This is a genomic window from Pseudoalteromonas sp. B131b, from assembly GCF_037162545.1.
Lineage (GTDB): Bacteria > Pseudomonadota > Gammaproteobacteria > Enterobacterales > Alteromonadaceae > Pseudoalteromonas > Pseudoalteromonas fuliginea.
Window position 1 is genome coordinate 2913070 of sequence record NZ_JARLUZ010000001.1, and the last position, 21831, is coordinate 2934900.

General features: G+C 38.1%; 20 protein-coding genes and 3 pseudogenes. 12 read left to right on the forward strand and 11 right to left on the reverse strand.

Annotated features, from left to right (window positions below; genetic code table 11):
• Positions 1–205 precede the first annotated feature (205 nt).
• The 6 genes and pseudogenes from P4S65_RS13440 (at position 206) to P4S65_RS13465 (ending at position 5990) form a co-directional block, all read left to right on the forward strand.
• Positions 206–953, forward strand: a pseudogene (locus tag P4S65_RS13440) (spermidine synthase).
• A 136-nt stretch (positions 954–1089) separates the two neighbouring features.
• Positions 1090–2103 carry a DUF5924 family protein gene (locus P4S65_RS13445; protein WP_337120356.1) on the forward strand — a complete coding sequence of 338 codons (1014 nt, stop codon included), beginning with the start codon at positions 1090–1092 and terminating at the stop codon, positions 2101–2103.
• Between the two features lie 73 nt (positions 2104–2176).
• Positions 2177–2413: a hypothetical protein gene (locus tag P4S65_RS13450; RefSeq protein WP_008136419.1), complete on the forward strand. Its 237-nt coding sequence runs from the start codon at positions 2177–2179 to the stop codon at positions 2411–2413.
• A gap of 163 nt (positions 2414–2576) precedes the next feature.
• Positions 2577–3236 (forward strand): NADPH-dependent FMN reductase, encoded by a 660-nt coding sequence (locus P4S65_RS13455; RefSeq protein ID WP_337120357.1) that lies wholly within the window; start codon positions 2577–2579, stop codon positions 3234–3236.
• A gap of 45 nt (positions 3237–3281) precedes the next feature.
• Complete coding sequence (locus tag P4S65_RS13460; RefSeq protein ID WP_337120358.1) at positions 3282–3707, forward strand: hypothetical protein; 426 nt, start codon at positions 3282–3284, stop codon at positions 3705–3707.
• A gap of 465 nt (positions 3708–4172) precedes the next feature.
• On the forward strand, positions 4173–5990 hold the full coding sequence (locus P4S65_RS13465; protein ID WP_154903144.1) for a protein kinase domain-containing protein: 1818 nt from the start codon (positions 4173–4175) through the stop codon (positions 5988–5990).
• A 107-nt stretch (positions 5991–6097) separates the two neighbouring features.
• Here the strand turns inward: P4S65_RS13465 and P4S65_RS13470 are convergent, their stop codons facing one another.
• Complete coding sequence (locus tag P4S65_RS13470) at positions 6098–6628, reverse strand: hypothetical protein (protein ID WP_337120359.1); 531 nt, start codon at positions 6626–6628, stop codon at positions 6098–6100.
• 13 nt (positions 6629–6641) lie between these two features.
• Positions 6642–7643: a YHYH protein gene (locus tag P4S65_RS13475; RefSeq protein WP_337120360.1), complete on the reverse strand. Its 1002-nt coding sequence runs from the start codon at positions 7641–7643 to the stop codon at positions 6642–6644.
• 205 nt (positions 7644–7848) lie between these two features.
• Between P4S65_RS13475 and P4S65_RS13480 the strand changes: the two genes are divergently transcribed.
• Complete coding sequence (locus tag P4S65_RS13480; protein WP_337120361.1) at positions 7849–8280, forward strand: DUF3859 domain-containing protein; 432 nt, start codon at positions 7849–7851, stop codon at positions 8278–8280.
• 98 nt (positions 8281–8378) lie between these two features.
• Here P4S65_RS13480 and P4S65_RS13485 read toward each other — a convergent pair.
• From P4S65_RS13485 to acuR, 3 genes and pseudogenes are all read right to left on the reverse strand, one after another.
• A pseudogene (locus P4S65_RS13485) lies at positions 8379–8794 on the reverse strand (VF530 family DNA-binding protein).
• Positions 8795–8866: 72 nt separating this feature from the next.
• Positions 8867–9859, reverse strand: a complete 993-nt coding sequence (gene acuI, locus P4S65_RS13490; protein ID WP_337120362.1) for an acrylyl-CoA reductase (NADPH) — start codon at positions 9857–9859, stop codon at positions 8867–8869.
• A 49-nt stretch (positions 9860–9908) separates the two neighbouring features.
• Complete coding sequence (acuR, locus tag P4S65_RS13495) at positions 9909–10544, reverse strand: acrylate utilization transcriptional regulator AcuR (protein WP_033029609.1); 636 nt, start codon at positions 10542–10544, stop codon at positions 9909–9911.
• A 409-nt stretch (positions 10545–10953) separates the two neighbouring features.
• Here acuR and rmf point away from each other — a divergent pair, with 409 nt between their 5' ends.
• Positions 10954–11124, forward strand: coding sequence for a ribosome modulation factor (rmf, locus tag P4S65_RS13500; RefSeq protein WP_002960897.1), 171 nt, complete (start codon positions 10954–10956; stop codon positions 11122–11124).
• Between the two features lie 65 nt (positions 11125–11189).
• Here the strand turns inward: rmf and fabA are convergent, their stop codons facing one another.
• On the reverse strand, positions 11190–11705 hold the full coding sequence (fabA, locus tag P4S65_RS13505; protein WP_002960896.1) for a bifunctional 3-hydroxydecanoyl-ACP dehydratase/trans-2-decenoyl-ACP isomerase: 516 nt from the start codon (positions 11703–11705) through the stop codon (positions 11190–11192).
• Positions 11706–11908: 203 nt separating this feature from the next.
• Here fabA and P4S65_RS13510 point away from each other — a divergent pair, with 203 nt between their 5' ends.
• The 3 genes from P4S65_RS13510 to P4S65_RS13520 are packed head-to-tail and all read left to right on the forward strand — an operon-like array spanning position 11909 to position 14014.
• Positions 11909–12766 carry a 6-carboxytetrahydropterin synthase gene (locus P4S65_RS13510; protein WP_337120363.1) on the forward strand — a complete coding sequence of 286 codons (858 nt, stop codon included), beginning with the start codon at positions 11909–11911 and terminating at the stop codon, positions 12764–12766.
• Positions 12759–13577, forward strand: coding sequence for a M23 family metallopeptidase (locus tag P4S65_RS13515; RefSeq protein ID WP_337120364.1), 819 nt, complete (start codon positions 12759–12761; stop codon positions 13575–13577). Before P4S65_RS13510 ends, P4S65_RS13515 begins: the two co-directional genes overlap by 8 nt.
• Before the next feature lie 5 nt (positions 13578–13582).
• On the forward strand, positions 13583–14014 hold the full coding sequence (locus tag P4S65_RS13520) for an acyl-CoA thioesterase (protein WP_002960891.1): 432 nt from the start codon (positions 13583–13585) through the stop codon (positions 14012–14014).
• A 270-nt stretch (positions 14015–14284) separates the two neighbouring features.
• On the opposite strand, the gene P4S65_RS13525 is transcribed toward P4S65_RS13520, so the two are convergent.
• The 5 genes and pseudogenes from P4S65_RS13525 to P4S65_RS13545 form a co-directional block, all read right to left on the reverse strand.
• A complete protein-coding gene (locus tag P4S65_RS13525) occupies positions 14285–15607 on the reverse strand; it encodes a Na+/H+ antiporter family protein (protein ID WP_337120365.1) in 1323 nt (440 codons plus the stop codon).
• Between the two features lie 8 nt (positions 15608–15615).
• Positions 15616–17585: pseudogene (locus P4S65_RS13530) on the reverse strand (transglutaminase family protein).
• The gene (locus P4S65_RS13535) at positions 17585–18571 is read right to left on the reverse strand and encodes a DUF58 domain-containing protein (RefSeq protein ID WP_337120366.1); all 987 of its coding nucleotides are present in this window, start codon (positions 18569–18571) and stop codon (positions 17585–17587) included. Before P4S65_RS13535 ends, P4S65_RS13530 begins: the two are co-directional and overlap by 1 nt.
• Before the next feature lie 6 nt (positions 18572–18577).
• Positions 18578–19483, reverse strand: a complete 906-nt coding sequence (locus P4S65_RS13540; RefSeq protein WP_337120367.1) for an AAA family ATPase — start codon at positions 19481–19483, stop codon at positions 18578–18580.
• Positions 19484–19496: 13 nt separating this feature from the next.
• Positions 19497–19880 carry a response regulator gene (locus P4S65_RS13545; protein ID WP_007377149.1) on the reverse strand — a complete coding sequence of 128 codons (384 nt, stop codon included), beginning with the start codon at positions 19878–19880 and terminating at the stop codon, positions 19497–19499.
• A gap of 528 nt (positions 19881–20408) precedes the next feature.
• On the opposite strand from P4S65_RS13545, the gene P4S65_RS13550 reads away from it, so the two are divergent.
• Positions 20409–21737 (forward strand): hypothetical protein, encoded by a 1329-nt coding sequence (locus P4S65_RS13550; protein ID WP_337120368.1) that lies wholly within the window; start codon positions 20409–20411, stop codon positions 21735–21737.
• Positions 21738–21831: the final 94 nt, after the last annotated feature.

A 21831-nucleotide genomic window follows, 5' to 3' on the forward strand; every position in this document is an offset into this window, starting at 1 on the left:
TATAATAAATGTCGTCACGGGTAAGTTCCAGCTAGCTATATAAGTAGATACCTTAGCTAATCTAATCTCAAAAGATAAACCGACTTTTCTGAGTACGTATATAAATGCCTGTAAATTAATAAAAGGCTATAAATCATATTAATAGCCATGGCAGTACGTTAAGTAAGTTATACTCGTTTTTCATCACCTCACCTATTGAGTATTCGTGGATATCAAAGGCACTTGTATTGCATCAACTATTGATGAGCATGGCCCTGTTTATGTATATCAAACAAAAAAGAATCTTATTCTCAGCTTTGACGGAAAAATTTATCAAAGCTGTATTAAATTAAATAATATTAACGGGTTAAGCTTAGCTTATACGCAAGCTATGATGGCTGCGCTTTTTTATACCGCACTTAAAAACCGCGATGATAATGGGACTTGGGGCGGGCTCTATCGCAAAAAGTCTTTATCATGCGTTTCCCGCGCTGACTATACATACCGTTGAATATCGTAAAGCCGTTGCTGATATGGCTATAAAATATTTTGAAGTTCCCGTGTCAGAACGTTTGTTTATTCATATTGATGATGCGGCAAACTACATGAAAAACACGCAGATAAAAACGGATGTTATTTTTTCTGATTTATATAGCTCAGATGGGATGGAGTCAGATCAGGTGCAATCATCCTACTTACGTGATTGTAAAAATGCGCTTACTTTTGATGGGGTTTTAGTACTTAATATTTGCCATACCAAAGTTGGGCAAAGAGAAGCGTTCGATCAACTTCTTGAGAAAGAATTTGCAGGAAAGATTCTTAGTTTTATTATTGAAGGCGGCAATAAAATTGTTTTTGCTTTTAACAATACAATGCCTGTACTTAGTGAGGATAAATTACTTGCTAAGGCTCACGCGTTACAAAAATTAATAAACGTACCAATGACGCGCTATGCTGGGCTTTTATTTAATTAAAAATGGTTAGTTTGATGTACTGTTAAATGGCGCGTTTAAATCCATCCGTCTATCTGTTGTTCATTTAAACTTAGTTAAACTAATCATACTCTGAATAAAAATAATAAAGTACGTACCCGTACGGAAACTCTCATACATGGATTACTGTAAAAATATAATCGCTAAATTTATAAGCGCGATGCAAAAGCGGCCTGGATTATTGGCTGTATTGGCGTTTTTGTCGGGCGTTGCCAGCTTTGCACTTGTAGATAGAAAAGAGTCTTTTTCGCAAGTTATTGCGATATTTTTACTTATTAGTTGGTTGTGGCTAATTATTGATAATTGGCTACGAGACAAAGTAGAAGAAAAATTTGGTGTGGCTGTATCTCCTAATGTAATGCGTTTTGCGCTACAAATGGTGCAACAAGAAAGCCTATTTTTTGCTTTGCCGTTTTTTTTAGCGGTTACGCAGTGGGATCATCCTCAAGCATTTTTTACCTCCCTCATTGTTTTGTGTGCGGTTATATCGGTAATCGACCCCTTTTATTATAAGAAGCTTGCTAAAAACCGTACGTTATTTAGTGTGTTTCATAACTTTGCTTTATTTGTTGTTTTACTTGTTACCTTACCTATTTTGTTAAACCTTACAACGAGCCAAAGCTTAGCCGCAGCCCTTGTAACGGCTGTAGTGGTTACTCTACCGAGTTTAAACAATTTAATGCCTAATGCACGCTGGTGGCGTTTTCCTATTCTTGTATTTATTTTATGTGCTTTGAGCACTGCTGTGTGGCAATTGAGAAGCTATGTGCCTCCTGCAGCGCTGCGATTAACCGATATTACGTTAGCTCATGAAGTTGATTTACAGCATAAAAAGCCAGTAGGGAGTATCAAACAGTTAGACTCCTATACACTGCATCATCAAGGTTTATATAGTTGGACCGCTGTTAAAGCACCAAGAGGTTTAAATGAAAAAATATTTCATGTGTGGCTTCATAATAAAGAAGAAGTTGATCGGATCACGTTAAATATAAACGGCGGGAGAGAGCTTGGTTACAGAGCATGGACCCACAAGGTAAATTTTCCTAGCGACTCTGTTGGTAAGTGGCAGGTAAAAGTAGTCACTGAATCAGGTCAGTTAATAGGTTTAACGAAATTTACTGTTACACCTTAATTAACTAATCCGGCTGTATTTTAAACACATAGCTGATATAGTTTTTTCTATTACAAACTAATGGACATAATTAATGAGTATTGCATTTGAGATTTTTATTTGGCTAATAGTTGATACTGGCTTGAGCTTTTTATTTTACTCGACCGGTTGGCTGTTATTAAAAGTGGTTACGTTTGGGCTGTATAAAAGCGAGTTTAAAGATTTTGCATCTTATAAAGCGAGTAAAGCTAGAAGAGTCGACTTAACCTTCCTACTCGGTTTTGGTTTTTATGTTGCACTGATTACCCTTATGGCTTACTTGACTCACTAGCTAGTTTTAATCCACAAAGATCAACAGACCAATGGTTACTAAAGCTCAGTTTTAAATTTAATTATTATTATGCTTTGAATCAATAAACAATGCGTATGTGTAATACACAATAACTAAAAAATGTTAGTGTTTAGCTATCGTTTAAAAAAGTTGAGAATTACATATGAAGTTTTTAGTATTTTTAGGCACAGTACGCGATAGCACTCCACCAAAACCAGCTCGCTTAGGCTTAAGGGTTTCTAGGGCTTGTATAGAATGCTTAACAGAGCATTTTGGCGGTCATGAGTTTGAGCTAATTGATGCGTTGGACTTTCCTAGCGAAAACGTATTTAAACCGCACTTTGCATATGCTAAAAGTAATGCACCTACAGAGCTCACTCTATTAGCTGATAAAATTAAAGCCGCAGATGGATATATAATGATTAGCCCTGAGTACAATCACAGTATGAGTCCAGCTCTCGCTGACTTGCTTAATCATTTTGGTAGCTCACTGTTCTCGTATAAACCAAGTGCAATAGTAACTTACTCAGCAGGACAGTGGGGTGGTGTAAGAGCGGCCATTAGTATGCGCACGTTTTTATCTGAACTTGGCTGTTTGCCTGTATCGGCGATGATCCACGTGCCAAAAGCGCAAGATGTGTTTAGTGAGGATGGCAAACCTGTTGCAGGAGAGAGTCAATCATCGTGGTTTAATTATTTCTCACGCACCTTTGGCCAACTAATATGGTGGGCGCAGGCTGCTAAAGAGCATACCGAGGTGGTTGACCCACAAAGTTTGCTAAAAAGCTTTAAAACAGATCCTTCTCAGCGCAATGCACCTTAATACCCGCTAACTAATTGTGTCTTGAAATATCTAGCCTTACTAAGTATGCTAACGCTTAGTACATGTAGTTCTGTTCCCCATAAAATTGAAATGAGCCAAAGTACGGCTGCAAATATGAACCTTATCGCTTTTACTGAGCAAAGTGCACCGAAGGGTGTTGCTGGCACTTACCAGTTTCAAATTAAAGCGGCGGGAGCTCAGGGTCGTTGGTTATATTTAAATACCGAAATTGATTATCGCGACAGGCGTTCAATTACGGTATCAATACAGCCTAATGTGGTAGCAGAGCTTCAAAGTAAATACGGACAACCAGCAGACACCTTTTTTATTGATAAAACAATAGAAGTAACAGGCGAAGCTAAACGAGTAACTATCGATTTTATGAGCCGTAGAAGAGCCACTAATAAATATTATTATCAAACGCACATAGCTGTGTCATCTATTAAGCAGCTTCGTGTTATAGAAAGTTAGCAAAAAGCAATGGACTGTGTTTATATACAGTGCATTGTGAAAAGCTTACTTTGAGCTTTAACGTTTACACTTAAATTTACTGCTATGGCGCTACTTTAGCGCTGTTTTATTTCACGATTTCAAAACTCTTATTTAACCTATTGTAATTTCATTACATAAAACTAATAATTAGGGCGTGTTGATCTTTGGTGGGTGAATTTGCAGCAGTATGTTTGGTTTTTAGGCAAGGCGGAGCCTATGTAGTGTGGTTATTCCCCATGAATAGGCGATAACGCAGCATAAAGACCAAACATGCGCTGCCCTTTGGGTTCTTTCTAGGGACGATTAACTCTTTGTTGCTCGGTTTTTACTTAGCCCACTAGGTTACAAACCTCGCGCCGCGATTTAATCGCCCCTAGATTGAACAAATTTCAATCCACAAAGATCAACACGCCCTAGTTAGTTTTATAAATTTGAGTACCTGTATTGAAAGCCAAAGAAATCCGCAATTTTTATATCAACGAAGAGCAATCTGTTTATTTGCTTTCGCACCGCGATGCTAAAAAACACCGCCAGTGGCTTAATATTTGTATTAAGCAGCTAACACTGCTGGGCTACAAAAACGTTGAAATGATTGGCTCGGGTGCTTTTGGTTTTGTGTTTGCAGGTGATGACGATAACGGCTTACCTTGGGTATTTAAGTTTTCGCGTATTACACTTGCCCAAAGTGTACGCGACCGCCTAGAAGACGAAGCGTATATGCTTTCGCAAATTAATAACCCCTTAGTGCCTACCTTTTATGCGTTTGAGCGAATTAAAAAACAAGGGATTTTAATGATGGCGCGTGCCATTGGAGAGGACCTTGAAAAAGTATCGCTTAAAACAGGGCGCTTTAGTGCCGCGCAAATAATGGCGTTAGCTGTTAGATTACGTAATGTATTAATTGATTTACGTAGCCACAAAAATGGCGTTAGCCCACAACCTATAGTGCATGGCGATATAAAACCTTCAAACCTTGTTTGGGATGCAAACACTGATGCGCTGTCGTTAGTGGATTGGGGCAGCTCTGTGTATGCACAGCTCGATAGTGATGGTAACCCTGTTGCCAGTAACTTTATGGATTTAATGTCGGGTGATTTAAGCACAACGAATGCTCGTATGGGCGATGTATATTTTATTGGTGAAGCGCAAATGTCGGGGGAGCAATCATCCCCACGATTCGACGAGCAAGGTGTAGCCGCTACGTTGTATGCGCTAGCGTCGGCGCAGTCGTGTCGCTTTGGTGCGCAAGCCATCCCTGCAAGCAGCTTAGGGCTCCCCAAAGAACTGGCTAAAGTGATTGATGGCATGCTGTCAAAAAGTAAGGCCATACGTGATGGTGCTGGTGATTACTTTATGCGTAACATTACAACTATGGCTAAAATGTATTTACCTGAGCTTGATAAAAAACAAAGAAAAGCAGATATCCCTTTTTGGTATGGCAACGACGAGCAGCCCGACACGGTAGTATATAGTTCACGAAAACAGTTTTTACGCCAAGCCGATCATAACCAGCAATTACTAGATATAAACGACGCGCAACTTGACCGCTATTATAAAGAGTTTTTGTTTGATACAGGCGATACCGAAAAAGCATTTTTGGCATCGATAAGCCGATTAGCTAAGTACCCTGTAGTAGGTGGGCTTAGTTTTCATTGGAAGGATGAGTCGATGTTTGTTGAATCGTCTTTAATTATGCATGACGAATCATTGGGTGATGCGTTTAGCGATGCGATTAATAACACGGTAATGCTTGCTCAAGCGATTAATCAAAAAGGGTTATTTAAGTGTTGTTTGTTTGATGCCCGTAAAACCATCCAGTTAGAGCGAGATGGCACCGGTGCATTTAAGTTTGATAGCCTACCAGAGCTTGAATACGAAGTTGTAAGCATGAAAGCAAACGACATAACCCGCCCGCATTCATACTTTGAAGACGGTAAAGATCCTGATGAGCAACTACAGCTACCTAAAAAAGTTATTAAATGCGTATTTGAGCTTAACCAAATTCATCATACAGGGTGTATTATTTTTGAAGCACTGCCCGACAGAATGAAGATTCACCATTACTACCGCTTACTCGATTCGAGCAAAGAGGTTGAGTTTAAACGTTTGCTAAATAAACTTATGCAATACGCGGTAAATATTACGGACGTGGGTGTTGCGGGCTTTATGAAACTCCCATATAAAAACACACGTGAGTTTAGTTTATGTGAGCAGCAACAAGAGCATTACTTTCCTAAAAACCCCAAGCTTGTATCTTTATAGAAAGAACACTTCACTAAAGAGTGTTAAATAAGAAGACAAAGATAAAAAAAGAGCACAAATTGGTTTAACTCGTACTCTTTGCTACTTAATTATTTAGGAAAGTATTACTAATTATTAAACACCTTACTAAAGGGCGACGTTGGTGATAGCTCAAATTGATGAGTTAGCTTTTGCGTTTTATTAGTCGCTGTAATTTGATAATGCTGCTTGTGCTCATTGTTACTAAATAGCTTAACGTTAAAGTTAACTTTGGTTAGTTTACTTGGCAAAGAGTAGCGCCCAGTAATGGTTACTTGGTCTATATTGTCGCTTTTATGTTTATGCGACGCTTCTGGGTTTAGCAAAAGTCCGTCAATAGTAAATTTATACTGATGATCCGCTAAATAAACGTTCTTTTTAACTCGTTTAGTTATTAGCTTTTTATGAGCGTTAAACTCAATTATTGACACTTTGCCATCCTTGTTTTCATCAACCCATTTAAAAGCCGACATAGGGATTGAAAGTACAATAAACACGTTATTATCAACAAAATTCAGCGTACCGTGCTCTGCAACCATTAAATGCGCGTTTGCTAATGTTGATGTGCTCAATAAGCCCAATGTGGTCACACTTAACAGATAATTTTTCATATAAGGCATAACTTACTCCTAATTAAACTTCGCCTTTAACGCAGCGTTGAAAAAACGGGTAAGTGTCTGTTGCGTAGTAGTGGTATATCCCATCAGGAAACTCAGGTGTTACGCCAACGCGGCCATTACATTCATCTAAATCACCAGAGCCTGCTACGTATTCCCAATCTTGTGCAAATGTACCTAATGGGTATATATCGGTAGAAGGGCGGTTTGCGCTTACAGATGTTATGTGTTGGTAGCTACCGGTCATTACGGTTAGCGCTGAAGTTGCATCATTTGAGTCTGAATAGCCGTAACGTGCATAAATAGGAAAGCCGTCTGCTGCCCATCCTATTAGAGTCATAGTTGAGCTATTACCACCTCGCAGTGCTACAAAGCCTTCAGGCATTCCATGATAATGATATGTGCCATCGGGTTGTACGTGTGCATTGTTGTCGTCTGTTCCAAAACTAAACGTGTCTTGGCTTAAGGCTTCTATATTCCAATTACCGCTGTTGTCGCCTAAATCGCAATCGGTGCCTGAATCATCGCAACTTCCGCCTGTGCCGGCGTCTATTTTAATGCCGTTAAGTACAACGCCTATCATTCCGCGAGGGCCACCAAGCATGGTTGCTTGTGTTGTCTCTACAGGCTCAAGTGTGTAGCTTTCATTTACTGATTGTTCAGAAATAGTATTTGGGTTATCGGCATTAGGGAATGTACCTACTTCGTGATCAGGTATGCCATTAGCGACTAAGTCGCGTGTAGTTCCTGTGCATGACCAATCTGCAGCGCTGGTGGCTTGTACTGATTCTGACTCGTTATATTCACTGTAGCTATATTCACAAAACACGCCTTGGGTTGAGCTACTCGTACTTGTTCCGTTATCTGTGATACTTTGAGATGAATCTGTAGTTGTTGAGGTATCAACTATGCCTTCTCCACCTCCACAAGCAACTAACGATGAAACAATTAAAGCAAGGGAAGTGAGCTTTAAACCATTTACCCTATTTCGATTATTATTAAGTGCGTGTAGTTTCATTGCTGCTTACCTGATCAATTAAGTTACTCAAACAATAATCAGCAATTGTGCAAATAATGTGTAAACAATGATGACAAATTAGCAATGATGTAAATAGACGAAGTATTAAAGCTAAGTTGAGATTTAACTTTATTGGATTGTGTTTTATTTTAAATTTCAAAAAGTTAAACTAATGCAAAAATAGCTAATATAAAAGGTTACCTTAATGGCTAAAACAAAACCTGTAGTGACGTTACAAAGTCACGGTATTTACTCTAAGTGGGACAGCGAAAGTAAAGCATTGCCACAAATAGAGCAATTTACAACAAATGTAATAGCTGAGGTAGATGTTGAGTTTGGCTTAATCGTAAATATTAAAAAGGGTAAAGGCGAAAAGCTTCACTATTGTATATACCATCCAGATGTTCCAGACAGTAACGGTGATGTTATGGACCCCTTTGAAGGCGATGTATACGTTAAAAACAGTGATTGGAACTTTTATTTAGGCGACACGCTTTGGTTGCCGATAGAGAATAAATTGGGTGATTGGCGTATGACTATTGAGCTAAATGGGAAAGTTATTGCTGATAAAACTTTTAAGGTGGCATTAGAGGCAGAGCGTACTGAAACAGATTTTTGGAAAAACCGAGGGTATTGATTTATATTTGTTAGCTATATGGTGTGGATGTAATAAAAATTAATAAAAGAGAGTTGTAGAGCCATTTAAAATAGCTCTACAAAATTAAATTAGCGTGTTTAGTTACCCCAAGGGTTACTAGAATTAGAGCGTTGTTTACGATCGCGAGCACGTTGCTTTGATGCTTTTTTTCTATAATACGTTTAGCATCAACAAAACTAAGTTCACACGGCTCCCCCGGTTTATGATCAGCTGGGATCACGCGATCACGTGGCGGTAATTCGTATTGAACATCATCAGGCTTAGGTAAGTTTTTAAGGCGATAAAGGTAAAAGTTATCTACTTTTTCTTGTGCCCATTGTGTTTTACGTAAAAATTTAACCGCTGACTTTATATCAGGATTGTTTTTAAAGCAGTTAAGTTGTAAATAAGCGTGTAGGAGCTCCCACCCGTATTGTTCAACCAGCTCTTCAACCACTTGTTCTAATTTAACGCCTTGCAGTGGGTTATTACTGAAAAGTTCTTGGTTGCTCATAGGTGTTGCCTCGTTATTAAAATACAAATTGCATTATAAATTTAATAACGAGGCTTTAACAGAGTAAATAGCTTAACTTTGGCAATTAACTACAACACGACCGCGTATTTTGCCTTGCATAAGTCGCTCTGCGTTATCAATGGCGTGTTCTAGTGAAATTTCTGTTGAAATTTTATCTAAATAATCGGCGCTAACTAATTTTGCTAAACGATCCCACGCTTCAATTCTGTCGGCTTTAGGGCGCATTACGCTATCAATGCCTATAAGAGATACGCCACGTAATATAAACGGGGCAACTGAGGCAGGTAAATCCATGCCTTGTGCAAGTCCGCAGGCGGTTACTACACCCCCATACTTTAATGATGCACAAATATTAGCAAGTGTATGGCTACCTACCGAATCTATTGCCGCTGCAAATCGCTCTTTTTGTAAAGGCTTACCCGGGTTTGAAAGCTCATTTCGGTCAATTATTTGTGAAGCGCCTAACTCTTTTAAATACTCACTTTGATCTAATCGACCCGTTGCCGCTGTTACGTTATAGCCAAGTTGGTTTAGTAAATAAATAGCAAAGCTGCCTACGCCACCATTGGCACCTGTTACCAGTATTTCGCCAGATTCAGGAGTTATTCCTTGTTTTTCAAGTGCTATAACACTTAGCATAGCGGTATAACCGGCTGTACCTATTTGCATTGCTTGTTTTGGTGAAATACCTGTAGGCAAGGGGATTAACCAATCGCTATTAAGTGCTGCTTTTTGAGCAAGCCCGCCCCAATGTTTTTCGCCTACACCAAAGCCATTTAATATTACGTTATCGCCATTTTTAAATTCATCGCTGGTGGAATTTGTAACCGTACCCACTAAATCGATACCTGGCACCATAGGAAAACTGCGTACAACGGGGCCTTTCCCCGTAATTGCTAAACCATCTTTATAGTTAAGTGTGCTGTATAGCACGTCGATAGACACGTTTTCGTTTGGTAAATCACTGCTTTCTATAGTCGATAATGAGGCGCTGTAGTTATTATCTTCTTTATTAATAACAATGGCTTTAATTGGGGTACTCATTGGATATCCTTTTAGACCGATCGTCTTTTAATTGGTAAATAAAAACGCATTAGGTTAGTAATGCGCGTAAAAACATTTCTGTATATAAAGTAAGTGGGGTATTTGATTTTGTGAGCTTGGCGCGCATAACAGCGCCTTCCCAACCAATCCAAAAGTACTCACTCATCAGTTTTGTATTTACATGGCTTGCAATTGTGCCTTGTTGTTTAGCTTGATTTAAGCAAACCTCTACCTGGTTTTGCCAAGCAGTGTAGCTTTGCATTAACCTGATTTTAAACTCTTCACTTAAATGGTTAAGCTCTTGATTTAAGTTACCCACTAAACACCCACGTTTGTAATCGTATTTTTTCATCCCTTTAATTGCGCTTTGGGTAAAATTAACGATGCGTTCAAGTGGGGGAACATCTTCTTGTTGCAGGTAATGGGTAAGCTTGGCAATAAAATAACTGTCGTATGCATCAACTAACGCAATGCCGTAGGCTTCTTTACTTTTAAAGTAATGATAAAAGGAGCCTTTAGGTACAGCCGCTTTTTTTAAAATAGTATCGAGCCCCGTGGCGCTAAAGCCAAATTCAGTTAAGGTTTCTAGGCCCGTGCGAATAAGTAACGCTTTGGTATCGGCGTTCTCTCTGGCTATTTTAGGTGGGCGACCACGGCGTATTGGTGTTGATGTATTTTTGTTCATGTACATATATTAGACCGATCGACTTTAAATAATCAAGCATAAATTTAAATTGTTTAAAAATACTTCAAGTTAGGGGCGGGCTACTAATTTAAGATTAATGAAATAAAAGTGTCACGATTACATTTTTGTTTGGAACTTAGTCAATATTAGTCGGTCACAAATAAAGCACATAAGTGCTTTTTAGCGATTATTGAGTCGCATTTTATTTAGCATAAAACCGGTCAAATTAAATGTTGTATGACCACTTACTTTTTTAAATGTTAATTCATTTTTGCATCAGCAGCTTAGTTAAAGTCAAACAATTTAATTGCTTTTACGATTTGAATTTTACATTTTTATTAACTATTCATTAAATGTAGATTTCACTAATGCTACACAATATACAAATAAAAAGGTGAGGATATTACCGATGAAGAGACAGAAAAGAGATCGTTTAGAAAGAGCTCATTCTCAAGGTTTTAAAGCAGGTTTAGCAGGTCGCTCAAAAGAGCTATGCCCTTATCAACAAGTAGATCCCAAATCAGAGTGGTTAGGAGGTTGGCGTGAAGCGATTGAAAACCGCAACATGTACAAAACCTAAAATCAATAATCGAATTTAAGCAAAAAGGCCTCCACGTTGGAGGCCTTTTTGTACGCATTTAAAAATTAAAACGCGCTAGTGTCTTGGAACAAGCCCACTTTTAAATCTTTTGCTTCGTAAATTACTCGGCCATCTACTTCTACAGTGCCATCTGCAACGCCCATGAACAATTTACGTTTAATTACGCGTTTCATTACAAGGCGGTAAGTTACTTTTTTATTAGTTGGTAAAATTTGGCCAGTAAATTTAACTTCACCCACACCTAGCGCACGGCCAAGACCAGGGCCACCAGACCAACCTAAGTAAAAACCAACTAGTTGCCACATAGCATCTAAGCCTAAACAACCTGGCATTACTGGGTCGCCTTTAAAATGACAATCGAAAAACCAAAGGCTAGGGTCAATATCAAGCTCAGCAACAATTTCGCCTTTCCCATGAATACCGCCATCAGCAGTAATAGAGGTAATGCGATCCATCATTAACATGTTGTCACTTGGTAAACGGCAGTTACCTTCACCAAACATTTCACCTTGACCACACAGGATCAACTCTTCTTTTGTATAGCTATTTTTAGGTTCCATAACACTTATCTTCGCTTAGAAATTGCCAAGTACTTTAGCGTACACTTGTACGCTAAACAACTCGGAGCAGTTAAAAAATCAAAATATTGCATATTAAATCATCAATCAATCAACGCGATTGGTTTTTGCACTATAAAACCGCGCAATTACAATCAGAAATCATTATAATTAACGCTGTCTTATAACCAGTCTAAAGGAAGTTTATGATCCTTTTTGTTAACTCACTAACTGTGATTGATTTTTCTTACTTATGTAACAAACGCGGCGCCGTTGGCGAGAGCTGGATTGTTGATTTAACTTTGCACGGTAAACTTAACGAAGAGTCTATGGTTTTAGACTTTGGTTTAGTTAAAAAGCAAATTAAAGGCATTATAGATGAGTGTATTGATCACCGTTTAGCAATTCCTACAGGGCTTAATGGCACAGTATCTGAATTTGACGAGCATAAAACACTCGACTGTACATTTGGTGAAAATAATCACTTAGCTATGAGCGCTCCTCATCAAGCTTATTGCATGATTAACGCAGGCGAAGTAACTGTTGAATCGGTTACCGAATTTTTAATTGCGACTATTTTACCGAAGCTACCAGATAACATTGAAAAAATTGAGCTGTCTCTTAAGCCTGAACACAGCCAAAGTTTTTACTATCATTACAGTCATGGCCTTAAAAAGCATGACGGTAATTGCCAGCGTATTATTCATGGGCATCGTTCTCAAATTGGTATTAGCCTAGATGGTATCTCTATGCCGCGCTTGCAAAAAGAATGGTCTCAAAAGTGGGAAGATATTTACTTAGCCACCAGTGAAGATCAAATTAACGCAGCTGATTTAAAACACATAACAGCCAAAGCGGGTGATGTATGTTTTGCTTATACATCGGCACAAGGCTATTTTGAAATGGCTATAAGCGAGTCTCGTTGCGACATTTTGCCAGTAGATACCACTGTAGAATGTATTGCTGAACATGTAGCTGGCCAAATTAAAGCCCAATACCCAGAAAAAGCAGTGAAAGTAACGGCTTATGAAGGTGTTGGAAAAGGATCGATTAGTTATGTTTAAAACACTTTTAGCAACAGCGCTTGTTGCCTCTGCTAGCTTTAGTGCTATGGCGCTTGAGTTAAAAGGACATTTAACACAAGGCGGTTTAGTTACAGGAAAGCTAGAAAACGCTAAATCAGTAAGCTTAGATGGCAAAAGCTTAAAACTTTCGCAAAATGGTGACTTTGTATTTGGTTTTGGGCGTGACGCTGAAACTACTCATACTTTAAAATGGGTAGATAACAATGGTAAATCGCATTCACAATCAATAGCTATCACTAAGCGCGAATATAAAATTGATAAAATTACCGGCGTAGCTAAAAAGTATGTCTCTCCGCCAAAAGAGGTTAGTGCGCGTATAAGCCGCGAAGCAGTTGCTGTGCGAAAAGCGAGAGAAGTAGAGTCTGATTTATTGTACTTTTTAGACCCGGTTTTAAAGCCTGCAGAAGGGCGCATATCGGGTGTTTATGGTAGTCAGCGCTATTTTAATGGCGAACCACGTCGTCCGCACTTTGGCTTAGACATTGCCAATAAAACAGGCTCTCCTGTTTACGCGCCTATTAGTGGTACCGTGGTATTTGCTGAACCTGATTTATATTACTCAGGCGGTACATTAATTATTGATCATGGCCATGGTATTACCTCAACTTACATTCACTTAAGTAAGCTTGATGTAAAAGTGGGTGATAAAATTGAGCAAGGTAACAAAGTGGCTGAAATTGGTGCAACTGGACGTGTAACGGGTCCTCACCTAGATTGGCGTTTTAACTGGAAAGGCGAACGCCTTGATCCTGCATTACTAATGCAAGATACATTAGCAAACAAAAAGTAGAGATTATGACTGACGTAAATCGCGATGCAATAATTGCTCAGCGTATTGAAGACTCAACCACATCGGTAACTAAAACCGTGTTTCCAGGGCGTACTAATCATCACAATACTTTATTTGGTGGTGATGCACTGGCGTGGATGGATGAAGTGGCATTTATAGCAGCGACTCGTTTTTGCCGTAAGCCTTTGGTAACTATATCTTCTGATAGAGTCGACTTTAAAGAGGCTATACCTGCAGGTACTTTTGCAGAGTTAATAGCTAAAGTAGTGCATGTAGGTAACACCAGCTTAAAAGTTGACGTAGATATATTATTAGAAACCATGCACAAAGACGATAAGCATTCAGCCATTAGTGGCAGCTTTACGTTTGTTGCAGTTGATGATAACCACAGACCGACTCCGGTAGTATGCGACAAAATGATTTATGGTTTTGATTAACTTAAAGCTTTGAATATGCGCTAAAGTAAATTTATATAAGCACCTTAATTGGTGCTTATATAAAGCCAGCAAAAGAACACATCATACTAAGTATTTATTAAGTATAACCTCAACAACATAGTTAGTATTAACTAAAAGAAAGTAATCAAACTGGGGGATTGATAGGGGTGAGAGTTGTTGGATTTGGATACTAAAAAGGTATGCTTTTAACATACCTTATTGGTTATATTTAGCTTTTAATTACATTTATTAAACTTACATAAATACTTTTTAAAGTACCATTGCTGCAATCCAGCCAAATATCAGCAGCGGAATGTTAAAGTGAATAAACGTTGGAATAACAGAATCTCTAATGTGGTCGTGCTGGCCATCGGCATTTAAACCCGATGTTGGGCCAAGCGTTGAGTCTGAAGCAGGGGAGCCTGCATCACCTAGAGCGCCCGCAGTACCAACAAGCGCAGCGGTAGCCATAACAGAAAAGCCAAGGTCTAAACATAAAGGAACAAACAAAGTTGCAATAATAGGCACTGTTGAAAACGAACTGCCAATTCCCATTGTAATTAATAACCCGACTAACAAAATAACACCAGCGGCCAAAGGTTTATTACCATCAAAAAGGGCGGCTGCGCTGTGTACTAAGCTTGCTACATCGCCAGTGGCTTGCATAACCGATGCAAAACCTTGTGCCGATATCATAATAAAGCCAATCATGGCCATCATCGCAACGCCTTTACTAAATACGTCGCCGTTTTCTTCCCACTTAACTACACCAAAAACACTAAATATCATTACACCTACTAAGCCACCTAAAATCATTGAGCCACTTAGGTTTTGTGCAACAAGGGAGGCAAGTACTGCAAAAAGTCCTACAATCATTACTTTTTTAGGGTTTTCTACCTCAGCCGATTTACTCACAGTTGTTAATGGGAGCTCTGTGTATTCGCGGCGTTTTTTGTAGGTAATAAATACCGCAATAAGTAATCCAATAAACATACCTAATGCAGGAATTATCATCGCCACGGGTACTTGGGTATTTACAATCTCTAAGCCGTTATCGACCAGGTTTTTGTGCAAAATAGAGTATAAATAAATACCGCCAAAACCATAAGGTAGCACCATGTAAGACGTTGCTAACCCAAATGTTAAAATACACGCTATAGCACGCCTGTCTAATCTTAACTGATTAAAAACAACGAGTAACGGCGGGATTAAAATAGGAATAAACGCTATGTGTACGGGTACTAAGTTTTGCGAAGAAATCGCACAACCTAAAATAATTAATAAAATGAAGTAACTTAAAAACGTTTCATTCCCGCTGCCTTTAGTATTTACTTTAGCAAGTAACTTATCAGCGAGAATGCGTGTTAAACCCGACTTAGAAATCGCAACGGCAAATGCACCGAGCATGGCATAACTTAGTGCAATTTCAGCTCCGGCAGAAAGGCCAGAGTTAAATGCATCAACACTTTCTTTTATACCCAAGCCTGCAGTAAGACCTGCAACTAACGCGCTTATTATCATGGCAACAATGACGTTAACGCGAGCCAGAGATAGCCCGAGCATTAAAATAACGCCTATAACAACAGCATTCATAGTATTCTCTATTTGGAAATTTTAATTAATTTTATCAGATCTTTAGCCTGAGTTTTACGCTCTTTCGTAAAAGGTTTTTTACCATAGCGTACTTGGTTAAATAACTGCCTAAAAGTGTTTATAGATTGTGCAGAATGAGGAAGTTGATCAGCAAAAAAATGTAACTGCTGACTCGGTGTTAAATTATCGGGTGTGTTTATTTTTTGTTTTTTCGCCCATGCTTTTACTTCATAAAACTCTTTAACCATAGGCGCTAATTTAGACGGGCGTTTTGGCAAGTTTAAATAAATAAAATAAGATATAAAACAAAAACCAACTGTTAGTAAAACCATTAATGGTACAAGCCAAATATTTTTACTACCAAAAATTGATTTTAAAAAATCATTTTGTTTTTTTTCGTCAAAACCAAGTACCCAGCTAGACCATTGATAATCGAGATTTTCAAGTTCCAACCTTAACCAATTAATAGCAGGGAAATTACTTAAACTCACTAAACCAAAATCAAGGTTACTTTTAAATTCGTCATTCAGCTCTTCGTTTTGCGAAAGTGAACCATTTAAACGCTCTGGTGCAACAACAGCGGTTGCATCAAAAATAACCCAACCTTCGTTTTGTAAATATACTTCTACCCATGCATGTGCGTCGTACTGACGAACTGTTAGCGTATTATTATCTTGATTTAATTCACCGCCTAAATAGCCACTTACTAGTCGAGCGGGTATACCTGCGGTTCTAAAAATGTACGCAGCGGCACTGGCATAGTGGCCACAAAAGCCACGTTGGTTTTCAAATAAAAATTGATCAATTGTGTTATCGCCGCTCATAGGCGTGGGTGTTAATGTGTAAGTAAACCCCGTACCTGCAAAGTATTGTAATAAGCTATTGTAAAACTCGCGATCAGAGTGTGTATTTTGCTTTAAGGTTTTAGCAAGTGATGATGTTTTTACATTCTTTTTATAAGCGAGGTATTTGTAGCGTTTTTCTTCAAATTCGCCAAGCGGTAAAGTTGTGAAGTTAAAGCTATTTACATCGTATTGTAAGTTTTTAGCTTGGCGACTTTTTTTACGCAATAAACCTAGCGAATTACCTTCAACATTTGGTGAGTTACTACTGGAATACGCTAAACCATAGAGCCATTTTTGTGTAGCAGGCTCTGTAATAACTGAGTAGCTTGCAATAAGTTGCTCATCATTTTCGCTCTGCGTATTTGTTTTTACATTATTATATTTTAAAAAGTCAGACGTAAGCCACGCATTACCATTAAACTCATCATGGACTATTGCTCGCCAATAATAAGGCGCTACAGGTTTTTCTTCGTTAAATTTAGCTCTAAACACAAGTTCATCTGAGTTTGACAGCTTTGCAATATCGAATGGATCGACTTGTTCAGAAAGCCCTGTTTTAGCAAGCTTAGGCCCAGGAAGCTGCCAAAAGGCGGGCATTTTTGGTAAAAAAGCAGTAAAAATATAGCTAAAGGAAGCGCTAAAAGTAGCAATTTACCACTTTGCTTAGAGGCTATTTTTAAATTATGTTTGGACTCGAGTAAGCCAAGTACTGCAAAGTTTAATATGTATAAACTACTTACAGTTAAAGTCGTTAAAATGCTTTGGTTAAATAAATACACCGATGAGAGTGAAAAAAACGTAAGCGTTGTAATTACATGATAGTGTTTTTTGGTTTTAGCCTGCAGCAGCTTAAATAAACTAGCAAGTAGCAGCATGGCCACAAATAAAATAACCGTATCCGACATGCCTACTGTGTAGAGCATTAAACCGAGTGACACACCTGCGAGTATATTTGCCAGCCAAGCATTTGGCTTTGGTTTATTACTCAGCGTTATGTAAAAATTCCAGGCACAAATAAGTGAAAGTACACCAACAAAAACAAGCGGTAAATGTGATACAAAAAATACAATCAAACATGCATATATAAAAGACAACGAATAATTTATTACTTTTTCGTTTTTAAGTATGTCCATTACACATCACCATTAAATGAGCATAATAATTCTAAGCATTGCTGCTTATGTTGCTGTCCGGTATTTGTATTTATTGTTTTATTCGGTAGCTTTAACATAAAAGGGGTGTTTTTCTCGGTTGCTTCACACACTAAAAAGCATAACTGGCTTAAGCGCTGCTCTGTATCTCCATTCATTAACGTAAAATCGAAGAGCACATTCGCTGTTTTAAAGTCTACAAATTCTTTAACTAACAACTGCTGTGTTTTTGCGTAATGCTTCCACGACACTCTTTGCAAGCCCATTTCTGGTAAGTGTGGGATAAGAGACTCAAACTCTTCGCTACCAGATTGTGTAGAAATACCTTTATCGGCTTGCTCATCAAGCATAGAAACATGCGCATCACTGTGTACTTGTTCAAGCGACGGATATACAAATACACCTTCTTGTAATTGAATGTAGCTCCAAACAGTTATTAAGCCAAAGGGATAGTTACTCGCTATTTTAATACGTTGCACTGAGTACTTACCGCGTGAGCTGTAGGGTAAGTTGAGTGTAAGTAACTGAGGTTTACTATCAACTTGGCCGGTATGTTTGTGAGTTTGCTCACTACCTTGATATGTTAAATTAATAGATTGGGTAACAGAAGGGCTTTGTAATTCAAATACAATACTCGGTTTTTGAGGAGCGTAGCTACTAAATGCATCTTTAAATTTAACTGTTAAGCCTTTAGCGTTACTGTAGCCCATTAATACAGCAATAATCATCACCACAAACATAAGATAAGACATTATTAAAATTAAATTATTTTGATAATTAATGCCCATCACAAAGTTTAAAATTGCCACAATTACAAAGTACCAACCTAAGGACGATGGCAACACATAAATTGTTCTGTGTTCAAGTGTAATTGAGTTTTTTAAATGTTTATTTTTTAATAACTTATTAAATACACTTTGCTTAAATGACTTTAATAAAGAAGGACGCTTAGCTGTTTTTTTTGGCATAAAAATTTATACCGGAACTAAAACGTTTTTTAAAATATTGTTTACTTGTGCTTCACCTGACTCATTATGCAAACCTAATCGATGCTGACATACACTTGCAAATACGGCTTGAACATCTTCTGGCATTACAAAATCACGACCATCAATAAAGGCCCACGACCTAGCCGCTTTAGCCAGAGCCATACTGGCTCGAGGTGATAACGATGCAGCAAAAGCGTTGCTTGTGCGTGTGTAATTAACAAGCTCTATGATGTAGTCAATAACCGGGCTGCTTAAAGTGATTTGGTTTATTTGGCTTTGAATTGCCGCTAACTCTTGTTGGTTAATACGCTTAGGTAATTGGCTGTAATCTCGTTTTTGCATATTCAAAATTAAGCGTTTTTCGGCTTCTTTAGGTGGAAAACCTAAGCTAATACGCATTAAAAACCGATCTAATTGCGACTCAGGTAACGGGTAGGTACCTGATTGGTAAAGCGGGTTTTGTGTTGCAATCACAAAAAATGGATTTGGCAGCGTGTATTTTTTACCATCGACTGTTACTTGTTGTTCTTCCATTGCTTCAAGCAACGCACTTTGTGTTTTAGGGCCAGCACGGTTTATTTCATCAGCTAAAACAACTTGGCTAAAAATAGGGCCTTTATGAAACGTAAAACTGTGTTCGGTAGAGTTAAAAACATTAGTACCCAAAATATCGGCTGGCAGAAGATCACTGGTAAATTGTATACGTTGATACGATAAACCTAACACAGCTGACAATGCATGAGAAAGAGTGGTTTTCCCCATACCAGGCAAATCTTCAATGAGTAAATGCCCTTCGCTAAATAAGCATGTAAGTGCCAGTTTTATTTGTTGTTGTTTACCAAATATAACACTCGAAAGATCTTCTATAATCGCAGTAACAGTACTTTGCATGCTAACCTTATTATTATTCTATTAGTTCGAGGCGCTTCATTACGGTGTCTACTTTTTTTGCATTAAATGGTTTCGCAATAAACCCTTTAGCACCTAGCTCCCACGTGTTTTGCACATTTTCAAAACTGTTATGTCCAGAGCACATTACAACGTGTGCGTGAGGGTAGGTAATATTAATAAACTCTAGGATATCTGTGCCATCAGAGTCAGGTAAATCTACATCTAAAAATATTACATTAGGCGATTTTTCATCAATAACCGGCTTAGCTGAACTAAAGTCTACACTTTCTAAAATATCTTCATAACCTAGTTCGGTTAAAATCTGGTTTAGGTAATCACGTATTTCTTTAACATCGTCAATGATGAGGATGGGCTCTAGCGGGCGAACAAATTCCATATGTAGGTTACTTCTATTTTGAATACATCTAAGTGCTTTAATATTAAGCTAACCCCTTCATAAGCTCAAGAACGTTACTTAAAAAACACTAATAAATAAACAGTTTATAGGTCTGACCAACAGCCTATTTTAAAAGGATCACCTGCTTTTATATCTTCTACTAACTTATGTTTACATGAATTGTATTGAGCAATAATGATGTATCTACAACAAATTCCTTAATCCAGAACCTTATTTCCTAAAATTTGATGTAACAAATTTGCCACTTAACTTATTGATTCAAAAATATTTACATATAAATTCGATTTTTTGTAAACGTTTTGTAATAAAAAATCGTTGACCTTCTAAATTCATTCTGTGATTATGCTCACCAGATGGGCTTATGCTCATAAATGCAATTTCATTAACCATTTAATGTTTTGCTCAGTCAGCCTCATCTATACACACTGAATTAATACCAATTTCATTAAATGAAAATGTAATTTAATAAAGTTGGCATCACACACCACACTAAATAAAGAGCTTATTATGTTGAATAATAAAAAGACTAAATTTGCAATTTCTCTCATAGCGGCAGCTATGGCTACATCGGCTCCAGCACAGGCTGATATTTCTGAATATTTAGATCGCGTTGACGTAGACTTTTTACTAATGCAAAACTTTCAGTCAATTCAGGCTAAAGACGGTGCATTTCGTCCAGAAGATGAAGAACAAGAATCAGGATTTGGGCGTATTAGAGCAAATCTAATGCTTAAATTTCATATTAACGAGTTCATTACTGCCGATATAGATATTGCAGAAGAGCCTAATGACTTTGGTGGCGAAGATCGTGACTTTTCATTTCACAACGATTTTGCAGGTGTTGAATTTGACTTACTAGGTCTTTATGGCACACCAAAAGAAAACGCAAATTTAACACTGCGTTTAGGTAACATTGGTGGATCGCCTTTTCAATTTAAAGGTTTTCAAGACGGCGCAGATAACCAAAGTAATGCACTTATAGGTAATGGTATTACCGATTACGCAACCGCAGAAAACGGTGCACAGCTAAGTTACAGCGAAACTTTCGATAGTGGTGTAGTACGTGCTTATAATGTTACAGGTCACATTACGACTTCAAGTTTCGGTGAAGCATTTCAAGAAGACAGAGGTTATAACTACCGACTTCAAGGTACTCTAGAATTTGAAGGTGGCTTTAAAGCAGGTTTAAACTTATTAAAAGCCAATCAAGGCGACCAGTTACGTTTTGAAAATGGCGTAGCAAGTCTTGATGGTGTAACCACAACAAACTATCGCTTTGGCGATGGTGAAAACTATAATTTCTCAGCGTCACCTTCGAACGAGCGTGACACTCACGTTGGTGCAATGCCAGGGCTTGAGCAATCAATCATCCAGCTTAACTTAGCTTATCAACCATCTGACGAAACTAGCTTAATTTTTATGGTTGGTAAATCATCTGATGACTACACATTCGCAGATGCCGCTGGTAATGCAGTTGCCGGTATTACCTACTTTGGTACAAACGGTATAGCAGATGAAAATGGCACTACTTTTGATTCAAACAGTGTAATAGAAGGCGACTCATCGGTTGAGTACTTCGTGTTTGAAGCACAACAATATATTATTCCTAAAAAGCTATATGTAGCGGCTCGTTATGCAGAAGCCGAAAACACTTCCGACTTAATTGAACAAACAGACAATACAGTAGAGCGTATTCAAGTAGCCGCAGGTTACTGGTTTAACGATAAAACGCTTTTAAAAGTTGAGTATGTTAACCAAGAAGAAGATGTTAATTCGGGCGGCCAAATCGGTAAAGGATTTGACGGCTTCACTTCTGAAATATCTGTTAAATTTTAAATCATTATCCAAACTAGTCTAACTATTTAAACAAAGGACCTAAAAAGGGACTTTGCGGGCAGTTTTATGTTTTAAAACTGCCATAAATAGAATT